Source organism: Arcticibacter sp. (assembly GCF_053551015.1).
In genome coordinates this window covers 1-22,947 of the sequence record NZ_JBMQOB010000001.1, presented here as the reverse complement: position 1 = coordinate 22,947, position 22,947 = coordinate 1, and the positions used below count along the sequence as shown (strand labels likewise).

The window sequence follows — 22,947 nt, the reverse complement described above, 5'->3', positions numbered from 1 at the left end:
AATTCGCGAAGCAAATGAATGCATTTGAAATTAACGGAGGGAAACCTCTGAAAGGAGAGATTATTCCTCAGGGTGCCAAAAATGAGGCTCTTCAGGTAATCTCTGCGGTACTGTTAACAAATGAGAAAGTTACAATAAGCAATATACCCGACATCGTTGACGTCAACAAACTGATTGAATTACTCGGCGACCTCGGCGTAAAGGTTGAAAGACTAAACAAGGATACATATACCTTCGAAGCCAGCAATATAGACCTGGACTTCTTTCAGTCAGAACAATTTAAGTCCAAAGGCGGAAGCTTGAGAGGATCAATCATGATCGTAGGCCCTCTGCTTGCCCGTTTCGGTAAAGCTGCCATCCCGAAACCAGGAGGTGATAAGATCGGAAGGCGCCGTCTGGATACGCACTTCCTTGGATTTGAAAAACTAGGTGCAAAGTTCATTTATAACTCCGAAACCGGATTCTTCAATGTGGATGCAACAGACCTCCGGGGTGCATATGTGCTCCTTGATGAAGCATCCGTTACCGGAACTGCCAACGTCGTTATGGCAGCTGTCCTTGCAAAGGGAACTACCACGATATACAATGCGGCCTGCGAGCCTTACCTGCAGCAACTTTGCAAGATGCTGAACAGAATGGGTGCAAAGATATCCGGCATCGGATCCAACCTCATCACCATCGAAGGAGTTCAACAGCTCGGCGGCACAGAACATCGTCTGTTGCCCGATATGATCGAGATTGGCTCATTCATCGGCCTTGCAGCAATGACAGGCTCAGAGATCACCATTAAAGATGTCCAGTACAAGGAACTCGGTATTATCCCTGAAGTATTCAGGCGCCTGGGTATTCAACTGGAACTCAGAGGAGATGATCTTCATATCCCTGCCCAGAAAAACTACGAAATCGAAACATTCATCGACGGTTCAATACTCACCATTGCTGATGCTCCGTGGCCGGGCTTCACGCCCGATCTGTTGAGCATTGTGCTCGTGATCGCTACACAGGCAAAAGGAAACGTTCTCATCCATCAAAAGATGTTTGAAAGCCGCCTCTTCTTTGTTGATAAACTGATCGACATGGGTGCCCAGATCATACTATGTGATCCTCACCGTGCCACAATAATCGGACTCAACAAGCAGGTACAGCTTAGAGGCATTGAAATGACCTCTCCGGATATCCGTGCAGGGGTTGCTCTACTGATTGCTGCGCTATCAGCCAGTGGAAGATCAATCATTCATAACATCGAGCAGATTGAAAGAGGCTATCAGGACATCGATATCCGACTCAGAGCACTGGGTGCAGACATCAAGCGTATCAACGCCATGCCGAAATCACATTAGCCAGGTCGCCCCAGGCAATTAATTTGCCAAAGAGCACTTGAAGCCAAAGCACCTATAAACGCAAAAGCGTCAGACCCTGAAAGGATCTGACGCTTTTTATGTTTACAAGACATCTCTATGCCGACATAGCGCTAATAATGTCAAACTGGGTAATAATCTCCAGCTTGCCACGGGTATCCTCTACCAGCACCGCTGTATTCTCTTTATTGATCAAACCGGATATCTTATCGATTGACGTATTCAAATCCACAAATGGGAAAGGCTTTGTCATCACATCAAGAACCTTGAATGACTTAGCAGAAGGATTTTCCAGCAGAGCGGACAAAATATCACTCTCTGTAACCTTCCCCACAACCATGTCATGCTGCGTAACCGGAAGCTGAGAAATATTCAGCATCTTGATCGTATTGATTGCTTCTAAAACAGACTGATCTGCATCAATGGTCACAATTTCCTGACTCTCCCTGTTCGCCAGAATGGCCCCTGCAGTCAGCTTCTCATCTTTCAGGAAGCCACGTTCGCGCAACCAATCCTCATTGAACATCTTGCCCAAATAGCGGGTCCCATGATCATGGATGATGACCACAACGAGATCCCCTTCTTTCAGCTGATCTTTCATCTGCATCAATCCGGCGATAGCAGCACCACTCGAGTTTCCTGCAAAGATGCCCTCCTTGCGGGTAATTTCCCTGGTCATCAGCGCCGCATCTTTATCGGTCACCTTCTCGAAATGATCAATCACCGAAAAGTCAACGTTCTCAGGAAGAAAGTCCTCTCCAATGCCTTCTGTGATATAGGGATAGATCTCATCTTTATCGAATTCCCCCGTTTCCTTATATTTCTTGAACACTGATCCGTAGGTGTCTATACCCCAGATCTTGATATCAGGATTTTTTTCTTTCAGGTATCTTCCGGCTCCTGATATAGTTCCTCCTGTACCTACACCTACAACAAGGTGAGTAATCTTCCCTTCCGTCTGCTCCCATATCTCTGGACCTGTTTGCTCATAATTGGCCTTACTGTTCGACAGGTTATCATACTGATTGGCTTTCCATGAGTTAGGCACCTCCCGCTGTAAACGCGAAGAAACCGAATAGTAAGAACGTGGATCTTCCGGCTCCACATTGGTGGGACAAACAATTACTTCCGCTCCAAAAGCCCTGAGAGCATCTACTTTCTCTTTCGATTGCTTATCGGTGGTTGTAAAAATACATTTGTAGCCTTTAACGATTGCCGCCATAGCCAGCCCCATACCGGTGTTCCCCGAGGTCCCCTCTATAATCGTTCCACCAGGCTTTAGCAGCCCCGCCTCCTCTGCATCTTCAATCATCTTAAGGGCCATCCGGTCCTTAATCGAATTGCCCGGATTACGGGTTTCGATCTTAGCAAGCACAGTAGCTTTGACTTCCGATGTCACCTTGTTCAGCTTAACAAGCGGGGTGTTCCCGATAGTCTCCAAAATATTGTTGTACCACATAAAGCAAAGGTAGTAAATACTATCAAATTAATAGAGAATGCAGGCAGTGCCTGCACGTTAGAACTTCAGATGCTTAACCGTCAACCCATTGTTAATTAACTGCATGAGGGAGTCGATTCCGATCTTCAGGTGAGATTCTACGAAGCGTTCCGTCACTTTAGAATCGCTTTCAGTTGTCTTCACCCCTTCCGGGATCATCGGCTGATCGGAAACCAGCAACAGAGCGCCGGTAGGTATCTTATTCGCGAATCCGGTCGTGAAAACAGTTGCAGTCTCCATGTCCACAGCCATTGCACGTAAGGTCTTCAGATACTTCTTAAAGTTCTTATCATGCTCCCATACGCGCCTGTTGGTCGTATACACAGTACCAGTATAGTAATCTCTGGAATGATCCCTGATGGTCGTGGAGATGGCTTTTTGAAGCGCGAAGGCAGGAAGTGCTGGCACCTCTGCAGGAAGATAATCGTTTGACGTTCCTTCCCCCCGAATTGCGGCAATAGGCAAAATCAGGTCGCCTATGCTGTTGTTTTTCTTGAGACCTCCGCATTTACCTAAAAACAATACCGCCTTGGGTTTTATCGCGCTTAAGAGATCCATCATTGTGGCCGCTAGCGGACTCCCCATCCCAAAGTTGATGATTGTAATTCCATTAGCGGATACGCTCTGCATCGGCTTGTCAAGACCCATGATAGGGGCATTGTCATGCCACTCAGAGAAAAGCTGCAGGTATTTCGAGAAATTGGTCAACAATATAAACTGCGAGAAATCTTTCAAAGGTCTTCCCGTATATCGTGGCAGCCAGTTGTTCACTATATCTTCTTTCGTCTTCAATCCTTTCTTTACGGGGCTCTCAACCTCCTTGACTTGCTGTGCCTGCTCAACAATTTCCGGATCTTTTTTTATGTCTTTTTCTTCATTCATAAAATATTCGTTTTAAAAAAAACCCCGAATCTCTTCGGGGTTCTGATTATGCTACTTTTAATTTTTTGATATCTGATTTGGCAAACTTTTCATGCGCATAACTCAGCGTAATATAAAGCTCCTTATTCTGCCCCTTTTGGGAGGGGACTTCAAACATCGCATCAATCATGATGGCCTCACAAATCGATCTTAGCCCTCTGGCTCCGAGCTTAAACTCCATTGCCTTGTCAACAATAAACTCAAGCACCTCCTTGTCAAACTCCAGCTTGATATCTTCATATTCGAAGAGCTTCTGATATTGTTTGATCAAAGAGTTCTTCGGCTCAGTAAGAATGCTGATCAAAGCTTCCCTGTCCAGAGGATTCAGGTGAGTGACCACTGGCAAGCGACCGATCAACTCCGGAATCAAACCAAACGAACGAAGATCCTGAGGAGTTATGTATTTATACAGATTCTTCAGATCGATATTCTCATCATCATCATTGATCCGGTAACCTACAGTTTGCGTCTTTAAGCGGTTGGCAATCTTCCGATCGATACCGTCAAAAGCACCACCACAAATAAACAGGATGTTGTTCGTGTTCACGGCAATCATCTTCTGGTCCGGATGTTTACGTCCTCCCTGCGGTGGAACGTTTACAACGGTACCTTCAAGGATCTTGAGTAAAGCCTGCTGAACACCTTCGCCCGATACATCACGTGTAATAGAAGGATTGTCACTTTTACGAGCAATCTTATCCACCTCATCAATGTAAACGATGCCGCGCTCGGCAGATGCCACATCATAATCTGCAGCCTGAAGTAAACGCGTAAGAATACTCTCCACATCCTCTCCCACATAGCCCGCTTCCGTTAATACGGTCGCGTCGCAGATACAAAATGGAACGTGTAAGATCTTGGCAATCGTCTTCGCTAAAAGCGTTTTGCCGGTACCAGTCTCCGCCACCATGATGATATTTGACTTTTCAATCTCTATCTCATCCTTCTCCACCTTTTGATTCAGGCGCTTATAGTGGTTGTAAACAGCAACTGAAAGTACCTTTTTCGCCTCATCCTGCCCAATAACGTACTGGTCCAAATGCTTCTTTATCTCCAGCGGCTTCATCAAAGTAAGCGAAGAACCGGAGTTCTTCGTCTTCCTTACTGAAAGCTCTTCAGCCAGAATCTGGTTAGCCTGAGCCACACACTTATCACAGATGTGAGCATCCAGGCCAGCAATGAGCATCAGCGTATCCTGTTTACCAGAACCACAAAATGAACATTTAATATCTTTTGAGCTTTTACTCATTGTTAGTTTTGTTTTCGCCAAGCACCTCGTCAATCATACCAAATTCCTTGGCCTCACTTGCAATCATCCAGTAATCCCTGTCAGAAGCATCGTGTACTTTTTGATAATCCTGACCGGAGTGGTTGGAGATAATTTCGTATAACTCTCTCTTCAGCTTCAAGATCTCACGAGCCGTGATTTCAATATCCGAAGCCTGACCCTGAACACCACCCAGCGGCTGATGGATCATCACACGCGAATGGGCTAAAGCAGCACGTTTGCCCGCAGCGCCCGCACATAGCAATACTGCACCCATAGAAGCTGCCATACCGGTACAGATCGTTGCTACATCCGGAGTGATGTACTGCATGGTATCGTAAATGCCAAGTCCTGCGTAAACAGAACCACCGGGAGAATTAATATAGATTTGGATATCTCTCTTCGCGTCGGTCGACTGCAGGAAGAGAAGCTGCGCCTGAATGATATTTGCGTTGCTGTCGTAAATAGCATCTCCCAGGAAGATGATACGGTCCATCATTAACCGTGAAAACACATCCATTTGAGCAACGTTCAACTGACGTTCCTCAATGATGTAGGGAGTCATAGACATCGGGATAGCGCTTTTCTCTACCCTGCCAATGAAACTGTCTACATGCTGACTGCCAATCCGATGGTGTTTAACAGCGTATTTACGAAACTCATTTTTGTCAATATTCATTGGATTAAAAGTTTATAGTCTGATATATTAATAAAGTAATTATGCTAATAATAGTTTGAACGAATCCGAATTATTAGCATAATTACTACTATACCATAACTCTTAATTCAATTCAAGAAACTTGTTGTATTCGATCTCCTGACGATCTAATGTAATAACACTTTTCAGGTAATCAAACACTTTCTGCGCTTTTACTTCTTCGAAGATTTTATTCGCGTTTTCTTTGTTCTGTAAGAACTGCACGGTGTACTCTGCCAGTTGCTCTTCTGGAATAGGCTGCGGGCTGTACATTTTGAACTGAGCATCAAGTCTGCTTTTTGCAGTCTGGAATACATCCTCATATTTCAGCTCAATGCTGTTTTCTTTGATGATTTTGTTTTCAACAAGCGTCCATCTCAGGTTGTTCGCAAAATCCTCATATCCGTTCTGAAGATCTTCCTCAGTCAGGTTCTGATTAGTTGCTCTTAACCAACGTTTCAGAAACTCGTCAGGCAAAGCCATCTCATATTTACCAACACCGTATTTAACGATCTCGTTCTGCAGCTTCTGCTCAGCGTTCTGAACCATCATAGACTCTAGTTCAGCAGTGATTTTCTCACGGAACTGCTCCTCTGTAGTAACTACTTCGGGACCGAATAATTTATCAAAGAACTCCTGGTTCAGATCAGACTCCTCTAAACGGTTAACGTTCTTAACAGTTAACTGGAATTTAGAAGCCAGCTCCTTTGCATCCTCTTCAGAGATGTTCAAAACCTTAGATACCTGGAAAGCGTCATTTTCGAAAGCCTTCTGGATGTCAAATTCTGCAACATCACCTTTTTTCAAACCAACGAGTGATTTTTTAATCTCCTCATCTTTGATCAGGTCAAGTCTTACAGAACCTGTACTGGTGATGCCTCCTTCAAAAACAGAGCCATCAGGAGAAAGTTGTACCAACTCAGCAAAAAGAACGTCTTCTTCTGACGAAACTTCAGGGTTTGTCATTTTGCCATAGCTTTTTCTAAGGTTTTTGATTCTCGACTCCAGTGTTTCACTGTCAATTTTGATCTGGTAGTAAGGAATAGAATCCTTGTCAGAAAAATCAAGATTAAATTCAGGAGCAAGACCTAGCTCATATTTGAACTCGAACTCATCTGTATAATCCCAGTTATATTCTTTTGCATCATCCACTTTTGGAAGAGGCTGACCAAGAATATCGATTTTGTTGTCTGCTATGTATTTATTGATAGAATCACTTAAAAGAGAATTAACCTCCTCAACAAGGATGCTCTTACCGTACATCTTTTTGATATGAGACGGCGGAACCATTCCAGCTCTGAATCCAGGAAGCTTAGCCTTTTTCGCCTGAGTCTTTATAGCTTTTTCTACACGTTCAAGATAGTCTTCAGGTTTAATGCTCACATTAACTAAGGAGTTCAGGCTATCAATTTTCTCTTGTGTGATATTCATGTTCTAATTATTTACCGTTAGTATTATACAAAAATTCCCCCCGTTTTAGCGGGGGGAATCATGTGCGGAAGAAGGGACTCGAACCCCCACGCCTCTCAGCGCCAGATCCTAAGTCTGGTGCGGCTACCAATTACGCCACTTCCGCGCTTGGGTTTCATTAAATTTGGAATGCAAAAGTAGCTTTTATTTTCAATATTCCAAACTTATCTGAAAGAAATTCAAACTTTTTTATCTCCATATTTCGCCCACTTTGTGATTTTATGATGTAATACACTCAGATCGAATGGCTTAGCTACCACATCATTCGCACCCACTTCCATCGCTTTTTTCTGATCTTCATCCAGCACCGCGGCCGACAAGGTAATAACAGGCACAGACCTCATCTCTTCCGGCAACTCCTTCCTGATCTTCTCTATAGCCTCATACCCTCCCATCACAGGCATATTCGTATCCATTAAGACCAGGTCATAATGGTCATTCTGCAGCTTTTCAAACGCCTGAGCACCGTTCTCCACAATATCTACCTCAACATCCCAGCGTTGGAGGACCTTCCTTATCATAAACTGATTGATAGTATTATCTTCTGCAACAAGTATTCTCGTACCCCGCAAAGACGGCAGCTCTCCGATACTTTCCACCGGTTTCTCTACGGGCGCACCCACCACCTGATACCAATTGGTAAAAGTAAAAGTGGTACCCTTGCCCGACTCACTTTCCAGCGTGATCTCACCACCCTTCAACTCCGCTAGCTTCTTCACAATGGCCAGCCCCAATCCCGTCCCGCCATACTGATGCGCCGTGTCGCTCGTTGCTTGTTCAAACGTCTCAAAGATTCTATCAAAACGATCCCTTTCAATACCAATTCCGGTATCCTGTACCACAAACTGGATCTCTGCCAGGTGTCCCTGAGCTTTAGATACCCTCACACGAAGCGTTACCGAGCCTTTTTCAGTAAACTTAATAGCATTGCCGACCAGGTTCAACAAGATCTGGTTCAGCCTTAACCCATCCACGAGCACCACAGATGGCACCGCTTGATCGATATCGACAACCAGTTTGATCCCCCGCTCCTGAGCCCTGAACTGCAGCAAACCGGCGACGGAGTTCACCAGATTCCGGATACTTCCTTCCGTGCGTACGATCCTGAACTTACCCGATTCTATTTTCGATATATCCAGCACGTCATTGATCACACCCAGCAGCGAATCGGTAGAGATCTTCAGCAAATTAACCATCTTGGCCTGCTCGGCATCCAGCTGAGTATTCTCAAGAAGATGCACAATGCCCTGCATGCCGTTTATAGGAGTCCTGATCTCGTGACTCATGTTCGCCAGAAAAGTCTCTTTCACCTTTCTGCCTTGCTCTGCCTCTTCCTTGGCGGCAATCAGCTCCTGCTGATATTTCCTCAGCTCTTCGTTCTTTTGCTTGATCGCCCGTTGCGAACTCACAAGCTGCACAAATGAATCTACCTTGGCAGAGGTTACGTAAGGATCGAGTGGTTTAAACAGATAATCTACTGCTCCTACCGACAGTCCTCTCACGGCATATTTCACTTCCATGGAGATCGCGGTTACGAAAATCACCAGGATTTCCTTGGTACGCGGATTTCCCTTTAGGATCTCTACAAGTTCAAACCCATCCATCTCGGGCATCTGAACGTCGACGAGAGCGATGGATATGTCCTGCTCCCAACAGATCTTAAGCGCTTCATTGGGAGAGGTAGTGCTGACAATTTCAATATCATTGCGATCAAGAAGTGCTTCCAGGGCAACAATATTTTCCTGCTTATCATCAACGATTAAAAGCTTGAGACGATCCATTTTAATTTACTGTTCGTTTGTAATACTCTTTATAAAAGCAAATATACTTTCATCTGACAATATGAGGGCATCTTTACACCTTGATATTGCCGATTCAGGCATTGTTTTAACTTCAGCCCCTGTGGGGTCCTGCACAACGGCTAACCCGTTCTTTGTGTGAATATAGCAAAGTCCCTCCGCACCGTCAGCATTAGCACCAGATAATAACACAGCAATAACCTGGTCCTGATAAACATCTGCCACGCTGAGGAATGTAGTATCAATTGAGGGCCTCGAGTGATATACGGGTTCTGAGTAGTCGAGGGTTAAGGTCCCATCCGGCTCGAGCAACAAATGGTAATCCGGTGGCGCAAAATACACATGCCCTTTCTCTATCTTCAGCTTATCGCTCGCCAGACAAACCGCAACCTGAGATCTGCTGTTCAGCAAGGTTTCCACGTCCGACTTGAACTTCCGGCTTCTGTGAATCACCACGATCACCGGCATGGGAAAATCCCGTGGGAGTCGCTCAATCAAACTAAAGATCAGCTTGAAGCTGCCCGCGGAACCGCCAAGCAGCAGAATTTTTGCGTTCTTTGCCTTCTGCAGTACCGTTTGATCCCAGCTAGCCAATTTTCTGATATATATTTTCTGATTTATCTACTATCCTGAACTTACCCGCGGAGTCAAATGACCGCAACGATTCCTTTGCACCCAAACAGAGGAAGCCGAAGGAACACAAACTATCGTAAAACAACTGCAGCACTCTCCTTTGCAGGTCGCTATTGAAATAGATAAGCACATTGCGGCAGGATATCACCTGGAACTCATTAAACACTTCATCAGAAACCAGATTGTGTACCGAAAACAGGGTATTCTTCTTTAATTCATGATGGATGGCTGCCGCATCATACTGCGCCGTGTAATAGTCCGACATAGAACCCGGATAGCCTGTAAGCAGATAATTTTCGGAATACTGTTTCATATTCGACAGCGAATAAACACCTGTTTTTGCCACCTCAAGCACTCTCGGGTTGATATCTGTGCCATATAAGAACGATCGGTCAAGCAGTCCCTCCTGCTTCAGCAATATAGCAAAAGAGTACGACTCCTCTCCGGTCGAACAACCGGCATTCCAGACTTTCACTCTCGGAAACGAGCTCAGGTACGGAACAACCTTCTCCTTCACCGACCGGAAGAATGAAGGATCGCGGAACATCTCGGTCACGTTGACAGTGATCTGAACGATGAACTCTTCAAAAAAGCTATGATCATTCACCAATATTCCCTTCAGGTCAAAGAGCTGCAAGCCATACATATCCATGATCCGGGTCACCCTGCGCTTTAACGACGCCCGCGAATAGCCCCTAAAGTCAAAACCATGAATATGGTTAATCCAAATAATGAGCTCCTCTAGTTCATTATAAGAAATCCGTTCGGCTGAAGTTGACATCGTTAACTTAGCCAAACACGCATCATAGACAAAAGTTTGTCAACCTCCACGGGCTTGGAAATATAATCACTTGCGCCGGCCTCTATACACCGCTCGCGGTCGTTCTTCATGGCCTTTGCGGTCAGTGCTATAATCGGAAGCCTTTGAAACTCTCGTTTCTTTCTGATCTCCTGCATCGCTTCATAGCCGTCCATTTGCGGCATCATGATATCCATCAATACAATATCCATTTCCGGAAACTCTTCCAGCTTCTTCAAGGCTTCTAAGCCGTTCGATGCAATTTCCACGTTCATTTCATAGGCCTGGATCGCTGTTGAGAGCGCGAAAATATTGCGCATATCGTCGTCAACAATCAAAACGTGCTTCCCTTTAAGCGTTCTCTCAAGCGTCGAAGTATCCTTCAGGCGACCGCCCGTTAAGGGTATCGATAGCGCCTCTTTCCCACTGGTCCTGATCTTGTGCATAAAGAGGTTGACTTCGTCCAGTATCCTGTCGTTCGATTTAGAGCTCTTCAGCACCATCGCGTTGGTATGTTTCATCACTGTGCTTACCGTCTGTTCATCCAGCTCCATAGCTGTGTTGATGACTACAGGAAGATCTGCCATCCTCTCATCAGCCTTGATCTTTTCCAAAAGATGGATGCCCGACATATCAGGCAGGTGCAGGTCCAGAATCAGGCAGTCGAACTCGCCATCCTCTGCCAGGATATCGAGCGCCTCCTGCCCGTTAAATGCCTGTTTTACTTCTATATTTTTCGCCACCAGGACCTCTGTCAGCGCATCGCTCTGCACCTTCACGTCCTCAACCAGCAACACACGCTTGAGCTTCCGCTGACCGCTGCTGTTCAGCAGCACGTCAAACGCCTCATCCAGCTGATCTTTTGCAATAGGCTTCCTGAGGAATCCCAAAGCGCCTTCCTGTTTCGCCCTCAATTCTGATTCATCACGAGCCGACATCAGATGTACAGGAATATCACGGGTGGCACTGTCGTTCTTTAATGCTTTCAGTACAGACCAGCCGTCCATCCCCGGAAGCATGATATCCAGCACAATCGCCTCCGGTAAATGCTGCTGAGCTAAATGGAGACCGCTGATCCCACTATAGGCAACTACCGGCTCAAATCCACGCTCAAGCGCATAGTCTTTCAGTATCTCAGAAAAGGAGATATCATCTTCAATAATCAAAAGCTTAGGTGTGACACCCGCTTGCGCAGGCTTAGCCGCAGCCAAACCTCCAACGCCTGCATGTACCAACTGATTCTTCTCTGCAGCCAACGAAACCTTCTCTGGGACCGTTTCAGCATCTGATGAAGCAGATTCCGTAAGATGAGCTTTGGCTGAGGCCGGTAAGAACAGCGTAAACGTACTGCCCTGATTGAGCTCACTCTCCAGGTGAATCTCGCCGCCCAGCAAATGACTGAGCTCCCTGGATATCGAAAGACCCAGGCCCGTACCCCCATGTTTTCTGCTGATGGAACCATCCGCCTGCTGAAATGCCTCAAATACAATCTTCTGCTGTTCCGTGGTCATCCCAATCCCGGTATCGCGCACATCAAACCTTATCACCCCAAGTTCATCTGCCTGCAAGGTTTCGTTGTTAAAATGCGGAGCTGCCGGCTCCAGCGATACATTTACACCCACCTTCCCGTTCTCGGGGGTGAATTTAAAAGCATTAGAAAGCAGATTTTTCAGAATTTGCTCCACCCGCTGTTTATCAGAGACGAAACCTTCGGGCACATCACTATTGATATCGAAACTGAAGTCAATCTTCTTTGAATTCGCCACCTGACTGAATAAGGTCTCGAGATCATATTTCAGTTCCGCCGCCCTTACATTTTCCCATTGTATATCCAGCTTGCCTGATTCGATCTTGGAAAGATCAAGAATATCGTTAATCAGATTCAGCAGGTCGGTACCCGCATTATAAATAACACTTGCATAACGGATCTGGTCAGCACTCAATGTCTGATGTTTATCTTCGCTTAAAATCTTTGCCAGAATGAGGATACTGTTCAAAGGGGTTCGCAGCTCATGGCTCATATTAGCCAAAAATTCCGATTTGTACCTGCTGCTTTCCTCCAGCTCCTTTGCCTTAACCTTGATGGCTTCATTGGCAAGCTCCACAGCATAATTCCTTTCCTTCAGCAGCTCCGCCTTCTCTTCCAGTTCTGCATTCGTCTGCCTCAGCTCCTCCTGCTGAACACGAAGCTCTTCTTCCGACACCTGAAGTTGCTGCGTCTTCCTGGTAAGTTCATCATTTGCAGAAATAAGCTCCTTTGTCTGCAGAGCCAATTGCTCCGACTGATGGGATGTCTTCTCGTAAAGAACCCGCAGCTCACCACGCGAGCGCGCAGTGTTCATCGCCACCCCTATTGAATCCACAACCTGACGGATGAATTCGAGTTTTTGATCGCTGATCGCCTCGCCAAAACCGACTTCAATGACTCCTATAAGTTCGTCCTCAAACAACACGGGCTCTATGACCAGCGAGCGTAGCTTCATTGTACCTATCCCGGCACGAATTACCAACTGATCTTCCTCAATATCATGAAGAACAAGTTCCGTCTTCGAACGTCCAACCTCTCCAGGCAAGCCTTCACCTATCCGGCAGACATCCCTGTCCTTTGGATAGGCATATGCGCCCTGCAGGGATAGGACATCGCCTTGCAAAAGATAAAAAGATCCTATCTGAGCCCCACTGTACTCAGCTAAGCCGACGATTACGTTCTGAGCGAGCTCCTCCACCTTTTGCATGCCGCGCATGGCAATTTCAATTCGCTCTGCACCTGAAAGGACCCAGTTTTTTCTATTATTTTCCTCCGCAATCCTATTGAGTTTTATATTGGCATCACGCACATGCTCCTCTATCTGCTTCTGCCTTTTAAAAGTCGTTTTAATGTACCTGAATAAAACCAGTAGCAGCACGAGCACTACAAAACATCCCCCCAACACGATCCCGACAGTTCGCCGCGTACTTCTCGCCGTTGCTTCCTCCCGTTCCTGCTGCAGCCGGTCTTCTATAGACATGATCTTGCCCGTATACTTCCTGACTTCATCCATATGCCACTTGGCGAGGTGAAAACGCTGCAACATCACCTTGCTCCTCAAATCTGCCCCGCTCTCATACGCCTTAACGATGATACTCATGTCTTCTATTTTGAGGGAGGCATAATAGTTCAGCGAGTCGACATTATGCAGCTGCTCCGGATTATCAGCTACAATATTCCGGAGCTGTTGGATGGACGGAAGAATAAGCAGGTTGCTCCGCTTGTATTGATCAAGCAGACTGGAAAGTCCGGTCAATACAAAACCACGCTGACTGCTTTCTGCAGTTGTAATATGCGTCAGGATCAATTCGTTAGTCTGGAAGACACGCCCGCTATGCCGGAGCCATTTCGCATCCTCTTTCTGATCCTCCATGCTGATGTAAGACACCACCGCTACTGAAAAAAGGAATACCAGGGTAAACATAAACCCCGAAAGAACCTGCTGCTGAAAAGAAAGCTTTTTAAACATGAGCTAAGAAATCACACAATAAAGATAAGATTTCATAGGTCAAACGGAAAAACTCTTTCTGCAGGCTGCTGTTATTCAATAAACATACTCAAACAATGGAAAACGAAAAATCAATAGGAAACCTCAAGCATCTGCTCTCTATTTGTAACGACGGCAAAGAGGGCTATAAAACGGCTGCTGAAGACGCTGATTCCGCAGAGCTAAAGACGCTCTTCTCCATGTACTCCATCCAACGTGCAGAATATGAAATGCAGCTAAAGAAGGCGATTCACCAATTAGGTGGGGATCCTGATAATGATACAGGGGGACCTGTAGGTGCGCTACACAGAGTCTGGATGGATATCAAAACCGCGTTTACCAAAAACGACGATAAAGCAATCCTGAATGCCTGTGTCACCGGCGAGGAATCTGCCCTCGAAGCCTATGACAAAGAACTGCAGGATCCAGGTATCAGTCCGGAAATAATCGAAATTCTTTCCGTGCAGCGTAACGGCGTAGCAGACTGCCTGAAAAACATCGAAGCACTGAAAACGCAGTACGCTTCCTAAGGCTTTCTGAATTTCTTTACACGTAAAAGGGCACAAATTGTAGCAATCGGTGCCCTTTTATTAACAATTCCATAGCAGGAACCCCCACTTTTGTTATTTTTGTCAAACAGCATATCAATCTGCGTTCACATTATGGCAAACATCTTATTAGTGGAGGACGATACTACATTCTCTCTTATTCTCGAAAACTTTTTGAAAAAAAAGGGCCATAACGTCCAGGTCAGCCATACGCTCAAAACAGGCTTGAAATCACTGGAACAAAGCACATTCGACCTTCTTCTCCTGGATTATCGACTCCCTGATGGGAACGGACTGGAGGTCATGACCGCTGCCAGAGAAAAGAACTCCAATATACCATCTGTCATCATGACCAGCTTCCATGATGTGAGAACTGCTGTACGGGCTATACGCTCCGGCGCATACGACTTTATTACGAAGCCGGTCAACCCGGATGAGCTTGAAATGATCCTCAATGAGGCTCTGAACCGCAAACAAACGGCCCCGGCAACACAAAAGAAAGTACAATCTTCAAATTTCATACAGGGAAACAGTCCTGAGTCACGCAAGCTGCAAAACTATATTGAACTTGTGGGGCCTACCGACATGTCCGTCATTATCCAGGGCGAAAGCGGTACAGGAAAAGAATACGTAGCAAACTCCATCCACAAAGCGAGCAAGCGGGCAGACCAGCCATTCGTGGCCATAGACTGCGGTTCCCTATCCAGAGAACTTTCTGCCAGCGAACTTTTCGGTCACATCAAAGGTGCTTTTACAGGTGCCCTGCTCGACAAAAAAGGACAGTTCGAAGCTGCCGATGGAGGTACCCTCTTTCTTGATGAGATCGGAAACCTGAGCTATGAGGTTCAGATTCAACTATTAAGAGCCATTCAGGAGCGCGTTATACAGCCTATAGGAAGCAACAAACAGGTGAAGGTGGATGTACGCATTATCGCTGCAACCAATGATGACCTGCTGAACAGCGTCGCCCGCGGCGAGTTCAGGGAAGACCTTTATCACCGCCTGAATGAGTTCAAGATTCATGTTCCTGCACTCCGCAATCGCGAGAGCGACCTTCAGGTTTTCCTCTATCACTTTATTAATCTGGCTAACGCTGAGCTCGACCGGAATGTAAAAACACTCTCTCCAGAAGTAAGCAATATCTTCCAGACGTACGACTGGCCCGGAAACCTGCGTGAGTTGAAAAACGTAATCAAGAGAATGGTCCTGCTGACCAGAGGAGAGGAAGCGGGTATCGAATCACTTCCAGACGAGATGATTGCCTCGCTGAATCAGGTTCCAAAGCCTTCCGGCACCGACCTGAAAGCACTCAATGAAGCGAATGAAAAAGAGTTGATTAAAGAAACCCTAAGAAAGGTGCGTTACAATAAAACGCAGGCAGCCAGACTTCTCAACATCGACAGAACGACGCTTTATAACAAAATGGAGAAGTATCAGATCGAGTAAACCTCGTTGGTGAGCATTTCCAGTTCTTCCATCAGCTTATGGACCCGCTTAGACATCTCCTCGTCTATCGGCGCCCCCTTATGCAGGTTCAGTTCTTCGGCACGGAAGCGGTTGCCCAGAGCCCTGGCTCCAAGCTGCGAGGTTCGCCCTGCCAAACGGTGCAGAAGGAGCGTAAGTTCCTCCCTGTCTTCTGCCTTCAAGGCCTCTACCACCACAGCGGCATCATTGCGACTATCTTCGCAAAAGCGCTCCAGAATTTGCCTGACCATCGCTTCATCCCCAAATGCCATCTTCTCAATCATTGAGAGATCAAGCACGTCCTGCGACTGCACCGGCTGCTCTGTAACCTTGATGTCCGTAGAAAGCTGCCCCCTTAATAGACCCACAAGGTCCGTCTCCCGGAAAGGCTTCATCAGCAAGGCATCAAAGCCCTGTTCCAATATCGAAGCTCTTTCCTCCGGAAGTGCCTGTGCCGTCAGAGCCACAATCTTTACTCTTTCAGAAAGCCTTTCACGCATTTTCCGGCAAAGCTCCGTACCGCTCATCTGCGGCATACGGATATCCATCAGGATAAGAGAAAGATCCTTAGCTATAGGCTCCTCAAGCAGTTGTGAGGGTAGACTAAAAGCCTTGTACCGGATATGATACTTCTCGAGCAGGTTACAGCACAGCTGCAGAATGAATGGATCATCATCAACCAGCCAAACGAGTCCGGTAAACTCTTTTCCCGCTTCCGCCTGCTGCTCCACAAGCTTTCTGTTGTTCTTTGGTACCGTATATCGGAGATTCAGCGTAAAGGTGGTACCTTCCCCAACTACACTCTTTACGTCGATTGTTCCACCCTGGCCTTCAACAAGCGTTTTCACAATGCTCAAGCCCAGACCGGTGCCGTTCTCATTGGTGGGCACATAATTGCCCGCCTGCTCAAACTCTGTGAAGATACGTTTGATATCGCTCTCTGCTATCCCCATCCCTGTATCCGTCACCTCAATAGTGAGATACGCTTTTCTTCTGACGATCCTGTTGCTCACCCTCAACCCGATTTCACCTTCACTGGTAAACTTAACGGCATTTCCAACAAGGTTAAGCAAGATCTGCTTCAACCGGAACGGATCACCGATCAGTTGATTGGAATCGTCACCATCATGAGCCATCCGGATAGAAAGCCCTTTACGCTCGGCCTGCGGAGTCATGATCGTCACGACTTCATCCATCACCTCATGAATATTAAACACACTTCGGTGAAAGCGGAACTTTCCCGAAACGATCCTACTGTAATCCAACACCTCATTAACGATATGCAGTAGATGGATAGCAGAATTATAAATTGCCCTTAGATTTTTCCGGTCCACTTTCTCCTGATCCTGCAATTGCTCCGCAAAACCAATGATCGATTGCAGCGGCGTTCTGATCTCGTGGCTCATGCTCGACAGGAAACGCTGCTTAGCCTGTCCATGATATTCAGCTTCATCCCTCGCCAACTCCAGCTCCTGCCTGTAGCGATTGCTCTTCCCGATATCGCTCAGGATCAGATAGGCGAAAACCGCCGTGACAAACAGGAACACCAGCATAATCATCTCCAGCTTTTTCGCACTTTGGTTCACCACCTGCTGCGCCCTCTTATTACCGACCTCCACCTGCCTGATCACATCCTTTTCCACCTGCTGCAGAACATCCAGCATCTGGTTGATCAGAATATTACCGGCATTCGCCAGCTCAATCTCTTGCGTAATAAAGCGGTCACTTCTCTGTCTTTGCCTTCTTGCCAGCGCCTTTACCGCGTTTTCCATTTCCTGTACCACCTTATCGGTGTTCATCCTAGCCAGTGTGTCTATGGTGATGTTAATTTCTTCCTGTACCACGGCAGCGGTCGTATCGGCCTTCTTCTTACCAAAGAGACGATTGAAGAACCCACGGTCACGCTCCTCTTTCTGCACCGGAATGGTCGTGGTAGAATGGGTCTGCTCCGTCTTTACAATGGTGCTGTCCATCTCAGAAGAGCTGCGACTGATCAGCCCCGTGAGGGAGTTGATCTGCGAAGAAAAGGCCTTCCCGTTCACCAGTCCCTCTCTCACCTGCAGGTAGGTCATAAACAGACTGTCCCGCTTCTTCAGCAGCCCCTTCATTTTATTGATCTGCTCAATCTGGAACTTGTTTCCGTTGTACAAACGTTTTAAGGTATCCATTTTCGCCCGCAGCGAATCCGACTCTTTTAAAAAGGACCTGTAGGAACCTGGCTTTTGATAACCCTGACTGCGCTGAAACTGATCCAGCTTGGTAATATCACGAAACAGCTGATTAACCACCAGCAATTTTTCGTCGGGAGCCGACACAGACTCAACGGTGCTAAGCATTTCCCTGAATGCTACCTTGCTGACGGCCCAGGCCAACGATAACGCAACAATCCCTAAAAGAAAGGTAATAATGACCTTCCCCTTAAGCGATTTCGTAAAGGAACTTTTTCGTAGGTAGCTCATGCATTTAATTCAAACCTGGCTTCACCCGTTCGGGATGTTTTGAAGCATAGTCCATGATGATATTTCGAATATAGTCATTAGAAGGGTACAGTTCCAAGAATGGCGCGATAGACGCCGTATCCGACAGCTCTAAATCGCCCGATACATAACCCATTCCATCCAGTCGCCCTGCATTCATCCGGATAACACTCAGCTCATCCCCTGTTCTTCCACTATCTACCAGCAGAAAAGAAGGAAGAGAGGCCTTCATCTCCAGGAGCGCCTCATTGACGCGGAGGTTGTAGTTGGAAGCACATTCAGCTCCCCTGCAGGCCCCCTTACAAATCTGTTCAGTATGCTCCTCCATGCAAACACCCTTGCGGGAAACAAAACAGAGATGCGGACAAAGCTCAAACTGGCGGATCAGTTTCTGAAGTAAACTATATCCCTCCGAGATGCTGTTAAAGCTATACAGCGGGGCTGATCCCCTTCTTTTCTTATCCAGCACCAGGCGGGTATAACCCAACTGATCCTCATAAGCATAAAGCCCGAAAGTCGCCTCAAAACGCTTCATCGCCTTATTATTTGCAGGCCAAAGACGCTTGATCTCTGCAGCTTCCAGAATCAGCGCCATCAGTTCGGTTCCGCAAACGCGGTGAGATACCGAGAAGATGTTCCTGAGGAATTCCTGCCGCTGCCTGCCAAATTTATTCCCTGTAAAGTGCGAAAGAACCCGTTTCTTCAGGTTCACAGCCTTGCCTACATAGATCACCTTCCCCTTACTGTCATGAAAGTAGTAGACGCCCGGAGATTTGGGTAGCTTCTCCACATCCTCCCGGTTCAAATTAGGAGGAAGCTGCTGCTCACTGCTGCGCCTGTTCAGAAAACTGCCGATGTGACCGTCGCTGTCATTGTTCAGTAACATGCTGAACAAAATAGCAGTTGCTTCCGCATCCCCCGCTGCACGGTGACGGTTTGTAGCCGGAATCTGGAGGCTGTGGCATAGCTTACCCAGACTATATGACGGGAGGCCAGGGAATATCTTCCTGCCTAAGCGTACTGTACACAGTTTTTTGCACTGCAGATCATACCCAGCAGAAGAAAGATGGTATTTTAAGAAAGAATAGTCGAAATTAACGTTGTGAGCAACAAAGATATTTGCACTAAGGATGTCGTGCACTTCTTTGGCGATCTCCTGAAATGCAGGAGCTTCGCGAACCATCTCATTACTGATGCCGGTCAGCGATTGTATAAAGTACGGGATGGGAACGCCGGGGTTTACCAGCGAGTGAAATCTTTTGACAATAGTCGTCCCATCGTAGACTACAATGGCAATGTCTGTGATGCCGTTCGCCGAAGCATGTCCTCCCGTCGTCTCAATATCCACAATCGCATACATACACAAACATACTAAATACTAACATATTTAGCGAACAGCAGAGCAAAATTAACAGTTTATGCCTGATGCATAAACTGTTAATAAGTCATATGATTAGTAGGAGCCAGAATCACGTCCACCTTTCTGGTAGCCGCCTTTGCTGAATGAACCACCACGGTCCCCGCCAAAACCACCAGGTCTGCGTCCGCCATTTGGCTTTTCTTCCGCCTGAGTAACCGCGATCGCTCTGCCAAAGATTTCCAATCCATTCAAGTCTTCAATAGCTTTTTTAGCCTGCTCATCATCAGGCATTTCCACAAATCCAAAGCCTTTTTTTCTCCCTGTTTCTTTGTCCAGAACAAGCTTTACTGAAGATACTTCGCCGTATTCTTCAAAAGTCTCCCTGATATCGTTTTCTTCCAATTTGAAGGGCAGACTAGCAACAAAAATTTTCATCGTAATTAAGTATTTGAGTTAACCGGTATAGGTAAATTATATTAAAAGCTGGGGTATTTTTGATTTTTTACTTTCTTCAGATATGTTTTAAATCTGTTACAATATAGGAAGAATTTCAGTTAAAAGAACTTTTTTTTAAAAACACGGGAAAACGCGAAAAGCAGTGCCAATATGCACAATAGCAACCCATTAAGGCTACAATAATTTCGCTAGAAATTGGGTTTGAGAACATATTTTTCATAGAACCTGACGATGTGCTCAGCTGCTTCTTCGGCAGTATCAACGAGTCTGTAGAGATTTAAATCGTCCGCACTGATATTTTTCTCCGCGAGCATCTGATTCTTCACCCAATCCATGAGCGGCTCCCAATAAGCCTTCCCTACCAGCACGATCGGAAATCTCGCGATCTTGCCCGTTTGAATCAGGGTAATGGCTTCGAAGAGTTCGTCCATCGTACCGAAGCCACCCGGCAGCACAATGTATCCTTGCGAGTATTTCATGAACATGACTTTCCTCACAAAGAAATAATCAAATTCAAGCAACTTATCCCGATCAATATATTTGTTATGGAACTGCTCAAACGGCAACTCGATGTTCAGTCCTACCGACTTACCGCCGGCTTCGTAAGCACCTTTATTAGCCGCTTCCATGATTCCCGGACCGCCGCCTGAGATGACGCCGTATCCACTTTCAGTAAGCAGTCTCGCAATATCTTCCGCCAACTTATAGTATTTGCTGTCTTGTGGTGTTCTGGCCGATCCGAAAATCGATACACAGGGACCTATTTTCGCTAACTTTTCAAACCCATCCACAAACTCCGCCATGATCTTGAATATCTGCCAGGAGTCCGTAACCTTTATTTCCTGCCAGTTTTTATTTTCAAAAGCATTTCTAATTTTATCGTCTCCAATCATCTTCCTTAGTACATGTTAAAAACCTAAATATACACGCATTCTTGATATTTCAACTCCATCCGTAACTTTGCAAAATGAATTTCTCATCTCGCCTACTTGAAAATGCGGTCAACGAATTTTCGAAGCTTCCCGGTATAGGTCAAAAAACAGCGCTTAGGCTTGTTCTTCATTTGCTCAACCAACAAGCGGATGACGTGAATCGTTTTAGTGATTCGATATTAAGGTTAAAAAAAAAGATCAGGTATTGCAAAATTTGCGGCAACATCTCCGACGCTGACACCTGCGAAGTGTGCAATGCACCGAAGCGCGACAAGTCGCTGATCTGCCTTGTCGAAGATACACGCGACGTAATGGCTGTCGAAAATACCAATCAATATAATGGTGTGTACCACGTACTTGGCGGACTAATATCCCCCATGGACGGTATCGGACCCTCACAACTGAATATTGAATCACTCGTAGAGCGGGTCCGCGAAGGATCGGTACAGGAGGTAATCCTGGCACTCAGCGCAACCATGGAAGGCGACACCACCATCTTCTATATTTATAAAAAGCTGAAGGAATTCCCCATTAAAGTCAGTACCATTGCCCGTGGAATCGCTTTCGGCGGAGAGATAGAGTATGCAGACGAAATTACGCTTGCCCGCTCTATCGCCACGCGTGTACCCTACGGAGTTTAAACGATCATCAATCAAAAGCAGAACACCTTGAATCTGAAAAATAAAACCGTCATCATTACAGGAGCCTCATCCGGCATCGGAAAATCATGTGCAGAAGAGTTCGCCCGCCAGGGAGCTAACCTTGTATTGGGTGCTCGCCAGTATGTAACGCTTTGCGAAATTGCACGCGACATCGAACAGCAGCATGGAGTAGGAGCCCTGGCCGTACAAGCAGACGTATCCAGGGAAGAAGACTGCAAACATCTTATTGATCAGGCGGTGTTAACCTTCGGCAGTATTGATGTATTGATCAACAATGCGGGGATCAGCATGCGTGCGCTCTTCAAAGACCTTGATCTGGTCGTTATCCGTAATCTTATGGATGTCAACTTCTGGGGAACCGTCTATTGCACCAAGTACGCCATGCCCGAACTGCTGAAATCAAAAGGCTCCGTTGTAGGCATCTCCTCCATCGCCGGCTACAGAGGACTACCCGGACGCACCGGTTACTCAGCATCCAAGTTCGCCATGAACGGCTTTTTGGAAGCCCTGAGAGTTGAAAACCTGAAAACCGGACTGCATGTCATGATCGCAGCTCCAGGCTTTACCGCCTCCAACATCCGCAATACCGCGCTATCAAAGGACGGTGCACAGCATGGTGAAACCAGTATGGACGAAGGCAAGATGATGAGTGCCGAAGAGGTAGCACAAACGATTGTGACCGGCGTACTCAAACGCAAACGCACCCTGATCATGACCGGCCAGGGCAAACTTGCTGTCCTGATGAACAAGCTGATTCCTGCATGGGTAGATAAAAAGGTTTATGACCTCTTCACGAAGGAAAAAAATGCATTGATCAAGTAAAGGGGCTTTATTCATATCGGCTAACTCATATGCCTCCGTATTCTTAAAAGCAGTTACATTTCTATCTGCTTGTGCACATGCCTCCAAGGAAAAAAACGCGAACAGAAAAACCGTAAATAAAACGGTAATGCGATAGAATATCTTTTATTTCTTCCACTACTACCTGGTTTTCAACCATGGAGCCATCCAGCTTAAAAGTATGGGTACTGGGCTTTACACCCCGCTTACCGTTCCTGCTCTTATAATAGTACACACTGCCAGGCATATCC

Annotated in this window: 19 protein-coding genes and 1 tRNA gene; 5 read left to right on the top strand and 15 right to left on the bottom strand. The window is 46.4% G+C overall.

Annotation, left to right across the window (positions count from 1 at the left end; translation table 11 throughout):
- Positions 1–14 precede the first annotated feature (14 nt).
- Positions 15–1,340, top strand: coding sequence for a UDP-N-acetylglucosamine 1-carboxyvinyltransferase (gene murA / locus ACO1NU_RS00100; protein WP_448816402.1), 1,326 nt, complete (start codon positions 15–17; stop codon positions 1,338–1,340).
- A 115-nt stretch (positions 1,341–1,455) separates the two neighbouring features.
- Here murA and ACO1NU_RS00095 read toward each other — a convergent pair whose 3' ends face one another.
- The 10 genes from ACO1NU_RS00095 to ACO1NU_RS00050 all read right to left on the bottom strand — a co-directional run bounded on the left by ACO1NU_RS00095 (position 1,456) and on the right by ACO1NU_RS00050 (position 13,939).
- On the bottom strand, positions 1,456–2,817 hold the full coding sequence (locus ACO1NU_RS00095) for a pyridoxal-phosphate dependent enzyme (protein WP_448816401.1): 1,362 nt from the start codon (positions 2,815–2,817) through the stop codon (positions 1,456–1,458).
- Between the two features lie 57 nt (positions 2,818–2,874).
- Positions 2,875–3,738, bottom strand: a complete 864-nt coding sequence (locus ACO1NU_RS00090) for an AMP nucleosidase (protein WP_448816400.1) — start codon at positions 3,736–3,738, stop codon at positions 2,875–2,877.
- Between the two features lie 46 nt (positions 3,739–3,784).
- Positions 3,785–5,026 (bottom strand): ATP-dependent Clp protease ATP-binding subunit ClpX, encoded by a 1,242-nt coding sequence (clpX, locus tag ACO1NU_RS00085; protein WP_448816399.1) that lies wholly within the window; start codon positions 5,024–5,026, stop codon positions 3,785–3,787.
- Entirely contained in the window at positions 5,019–5,723 is a 705-nt protein-coding gene (gene clpP, locus ACO1NU_RS00080; protein WP_448816398.1) for an ATP-dependent Clp endopeptidase proteolytic subunit ClpP, read from the bottom strand. The genes clpX and clpP overlap by 8 nt, the downstream gene beginning before the upstream one ends.
- Before the next feature lie 102 nt (positions 5,724–5,825).
- On the bottom strand, positions 5,826–7,172 hold the full coding sequence (gene tig / locus ACO1NU_RS00075) for a trigger factor (RefSeq protein ID WP_448816397.1): 1,347 nt from the start codon (positions 7,170–7,172) through the stop codon (positions 5,826–5,828).
- A 63-nt stretch (positions 7,173–7,235) separates the two neighbouring features.
- Positions 7,236–7,317, bottom strand: a tRNA-Leu gene (locus ACO1NU_RS00070).
- 73 nt (positions 7,318–7,390) lie between these two features.
- Positions 7,391–8,992 (bottom strand): response regulator, encoded by a 1,602-nt coding sequence (locus ACO1NU_RS00065; protein ID WP_448816396.1) that lies wholly within the window; start codon positions 8,990–8,992, stop codon positions 7,391–7,393.
- Between the two features lie 6 nt (positions 8,993–8,998).
- Positions 8,999–9,604 carry a chemotaxis protein CheB gene (locus ACO1NU_RS00060; RefSeq protein ID WP_448816395.1) on the bottom strand — a complete coding sequence of 202 codons (606 nt, stop codon included), beginning with the start codon at positions 9,602–9,604 and terminating at the stop codon, positions 8,999–9,001.
- Complete coding sequence (locus ACO1NU_RS00055; RefSeq protein WP_448816394.1) at positions 9,597–10,424, bottom strand: CheR family methyltransferase; 828 nt, start codon at positions 10,422–10,424, stop codon at positions 9,597–9,599. Before ACO1NU_RS00055 ends, ACO1NU_RS00060 begins: the two co-directional genes overlap by 8 nt.
- 2 nt (positions 10,425–10,426) lie before the next feature.
- Positions 10,427–13,939 carry a response regulator gene (locus ACO1NU_RS00050; protein WP_448816393.1) on the bottom strand — a complete coding sequence of 1,171 codons (3,513 nt, stop codon included), beginning with the start codon at positions 13,937–13,939 and terminating at the stop codon, positions 10,427–10,429.
- Between the two features lie 95 nt (positions 13,940–14,034).
- Here ACO1NU_RS00050 and ACO1NU_RS00045 point away from each other — a divergent pair, with 95 nt between their 5' ends.
- Positions 14,035–14,487, top strand: a complete 453-nt coding sequence (locus ACO1NU_RS00045) for a ferritin-like domain-containing protein (protein ID WP_448816392.1) — start codon at positions 14,035–14,037, stop codon at positions 14,485–14,487.
- Between the two features lie 132 nt (positions 14,488–14,619).
- Positions 14,620–15,951, top strand: a complete 1,332-nt coding sequence (locus ACO1NU_RS00040) for a sigma-54-dependent transcriptional regulator (RefSeq protein WP_448816391.1) — start codon at positions 14,620–14,622, stop codon at positions 15,949–15,951.
- On the opposite strand, the gene ACO1NU_RS00035 is transcribed toward ACO1NU_RS00040, so the two are convergent.
- From ACO1NU_RS00035 to ACO1NU_RS00020, 4 genes are all read right to left on the bottom strand, one after another.
- On the bottom strand, positions 15,939–18,428 hold the full coding sequence (locus ACO1NU_RS00035) for an ATP-binding response regulator (RefSeq protein WP_448816390.1): 2,490 nt from the start codon (positions 18,426–18,428) through the stop codon (positions 15,939–15,941). The genes ACO1NU_RS00040 and ACO1NU_RS00035 overlap by 13 nt on opposite strands.
- A gap of 4 nt (positions 18,429–18,432) precedes the next feature.
- Positions 18,433–19,806: an exonuclease domain-containing protein gene (locus ACO1NU_RS00030; protein ID WP_448816389.1), complete on the bottom strand. Its 1,374-nt coding sequence runs from the start codon at positions 19,804–19,806 to the stop codon at positions 18,433–18,435.
- Positions 19,807–19,899: 93 nt separating this feature from the next.
- Complete coding sequence (locus ACO1NU_RS00025) at positions 19,900–20,241, bottom strand: RNA recognition motif domain-containing protein (protein WP_448816388.1); 342 nt, start codon at positions 20,239–20,241, stop codon at positions 19,900–19,902.
- Between the two features lie 209 nt (positions 20,242–20,450).
- The gene (locus tag ACO1NU_RS00020; RefSeq protein WP_448816387.1) at positions 20,451–21,155 is read right to left on the bottom strand and encodes an LOG family protein; all 705 of its coding nucleotides are present in this window, start codon (positions 21,153–21,155) and stop codon (positions 20,451–20,453) included.
- Positions 21,156–21,229: 74 nt separating this feature from the next.
- On the opposite strand from ACO1NU_RS00020, the gene recR reads away from it, so the two are divergent.
- On the top strand, positions 21,230–21,835 hold the full coding sequence (gene recR, locus ACO1NU_RS00015; protein ID WP_448816386.1) for a recombination mediator RecR: 606 nt from the start codon (positions 21,230–21,232) through the stop codon (positions 21,833–21,835).
- A gap of 27 nt (positions 21,836–21,862) precedes the next feature.
- Positions 21,863–22,678 carry an SDR family oxidoreductase gene (locus tag ACO1NU_RS00010; protein WP_448816385.1) on the top strand — a complete coding sequence of 272 codons (816 nt, stop codon included), beginning with the start codon at positions 21,863–21,865 and terminating at the stop codon, positions 22,676–22,678.
- Between the two features lie 61 nt (positions 22,679–22,739).
- Here the strand turns inward: ACO1NU_RS00010 and ACO1NU_RS00005 are convergent.
- Positions 22,740–22,947 (bottom strand): hypothetical protein (locus tag ACO1NU_RS00005; RefSeq protein WP_448816384.1); only part of this gene is annotated, 208 nt, incomplete at its 5' end.

Bases quoted from the DNA above. Each gene is read 5' to 3' on its own strand.
- ACO1NU_RS00090 (WP_448816400.1), bottom strand. From the start codon at position 3,738: ATGAATGAAGAAAAAGACATAAAAAAAGATCCGGAAATTGTTGAGCAG.
- tig (WP_448816397.1), bottom strand. From the start codon at position 7,172: ATGAATATCACACAAGAGAAAATTGATAGCCTGAACTCCTTAGTTAAT.
- murA (WP_448816402.1), top strand. From the start codon at position 15: ATGAATGCATTTGAAATTAACGGAGGGAAACCTCTGAAAGGAGAGATT.
- clpX (WP_448816399.1), bottom strand. From the start codon at position 5,026: ATGAGTAAAAGCTCAAAAGATATTAAATGTTCATTTTGTGGTTCTGGT.
- ACO1NU_RS00025 (WP_448816388.1), bottom strand. From the start codon at position 20,241: ATGAAAATTTTTGTTGCTAGTCTGCCCTTCAAATTGGAAGAAAACGAT.
- ACO1NU_RS00095 (WP_448816401.1), bottom strand. From the start codon at position 2,817: ATGTGGTACAACAATATTTTGGAGACTATCGGGAACACCCCGCTTGTT.
- ACO1NU_RS00020 (WP_448816387.1), bottom strand. From the start codon at position 21,155: ATGATTGGAGACGATAAAATTAGAAATGCTTTTGAAAATAAAAACTGG.
- clpP (WP_448816398.1), bottom strand. From the start codon at position 5,723: ATGAATATTGACAAAAATGAGTTTCGTAAATACGCTGTTAAACACCAT.
- ACO1NU_RS00045 (WP_448816392.1), top strand. From the start codon at position 14,035: ATGGAAAACGAAAAATCAATAGGAAACCTCAAGCATCTGCTCTCTATT.
- ACO1NU_RS00030 (WP_448816389.1), bottom strand. From the start codon at position 19,806: ATGTATGCGATTGTGGATATTGAGACGACGGGAGGACATGCTTCGGCG.
- ACO1NU_RS00040 (WP_448816391.1), top strand. From the start codon at position 14,620: ATGGCAAACATCTTATTAGTGGAGGACGATACTACATTCTCTCTTATT.
- ACO1NU_RS00065 (WP_448816396.1), bottom strand. From the start codon at position 8,992: ATGGATCGTCTCAAGCTTTTAATCGTTGATGATAAGCAGGAAAATATT.
- ACO1NU_RS00055 (WP_448816394.1), bottom strand. From the start codon at position 10,424: ATGTCAACTTCAGCCGAACGGATTTCTTATAATGAACTAGAGGAGCTC.
- ACO1NU_RS00050 (WP_448816393.1), bottom strand. From the start codon at position 13,939: ATGTTTAAAAAGCTTTCTTTTCAGCAGCAGGTTCTTTCGGGGTTTATG.
- recR (WP_448816386.1), top strand. From the start codon at position 21,230: ATGAATTTCTCATCTCGCCTACTTGAAAATGCGGTCAACGAATTTTCG.
- ACO1NU_RS00035 (WP_448816390.1), bottom strand. From the start codon at position 18,428: ATGAGCTACCTACGAAAAAGTTCCTTTACGAAATCGCTTAAGGGGAAG.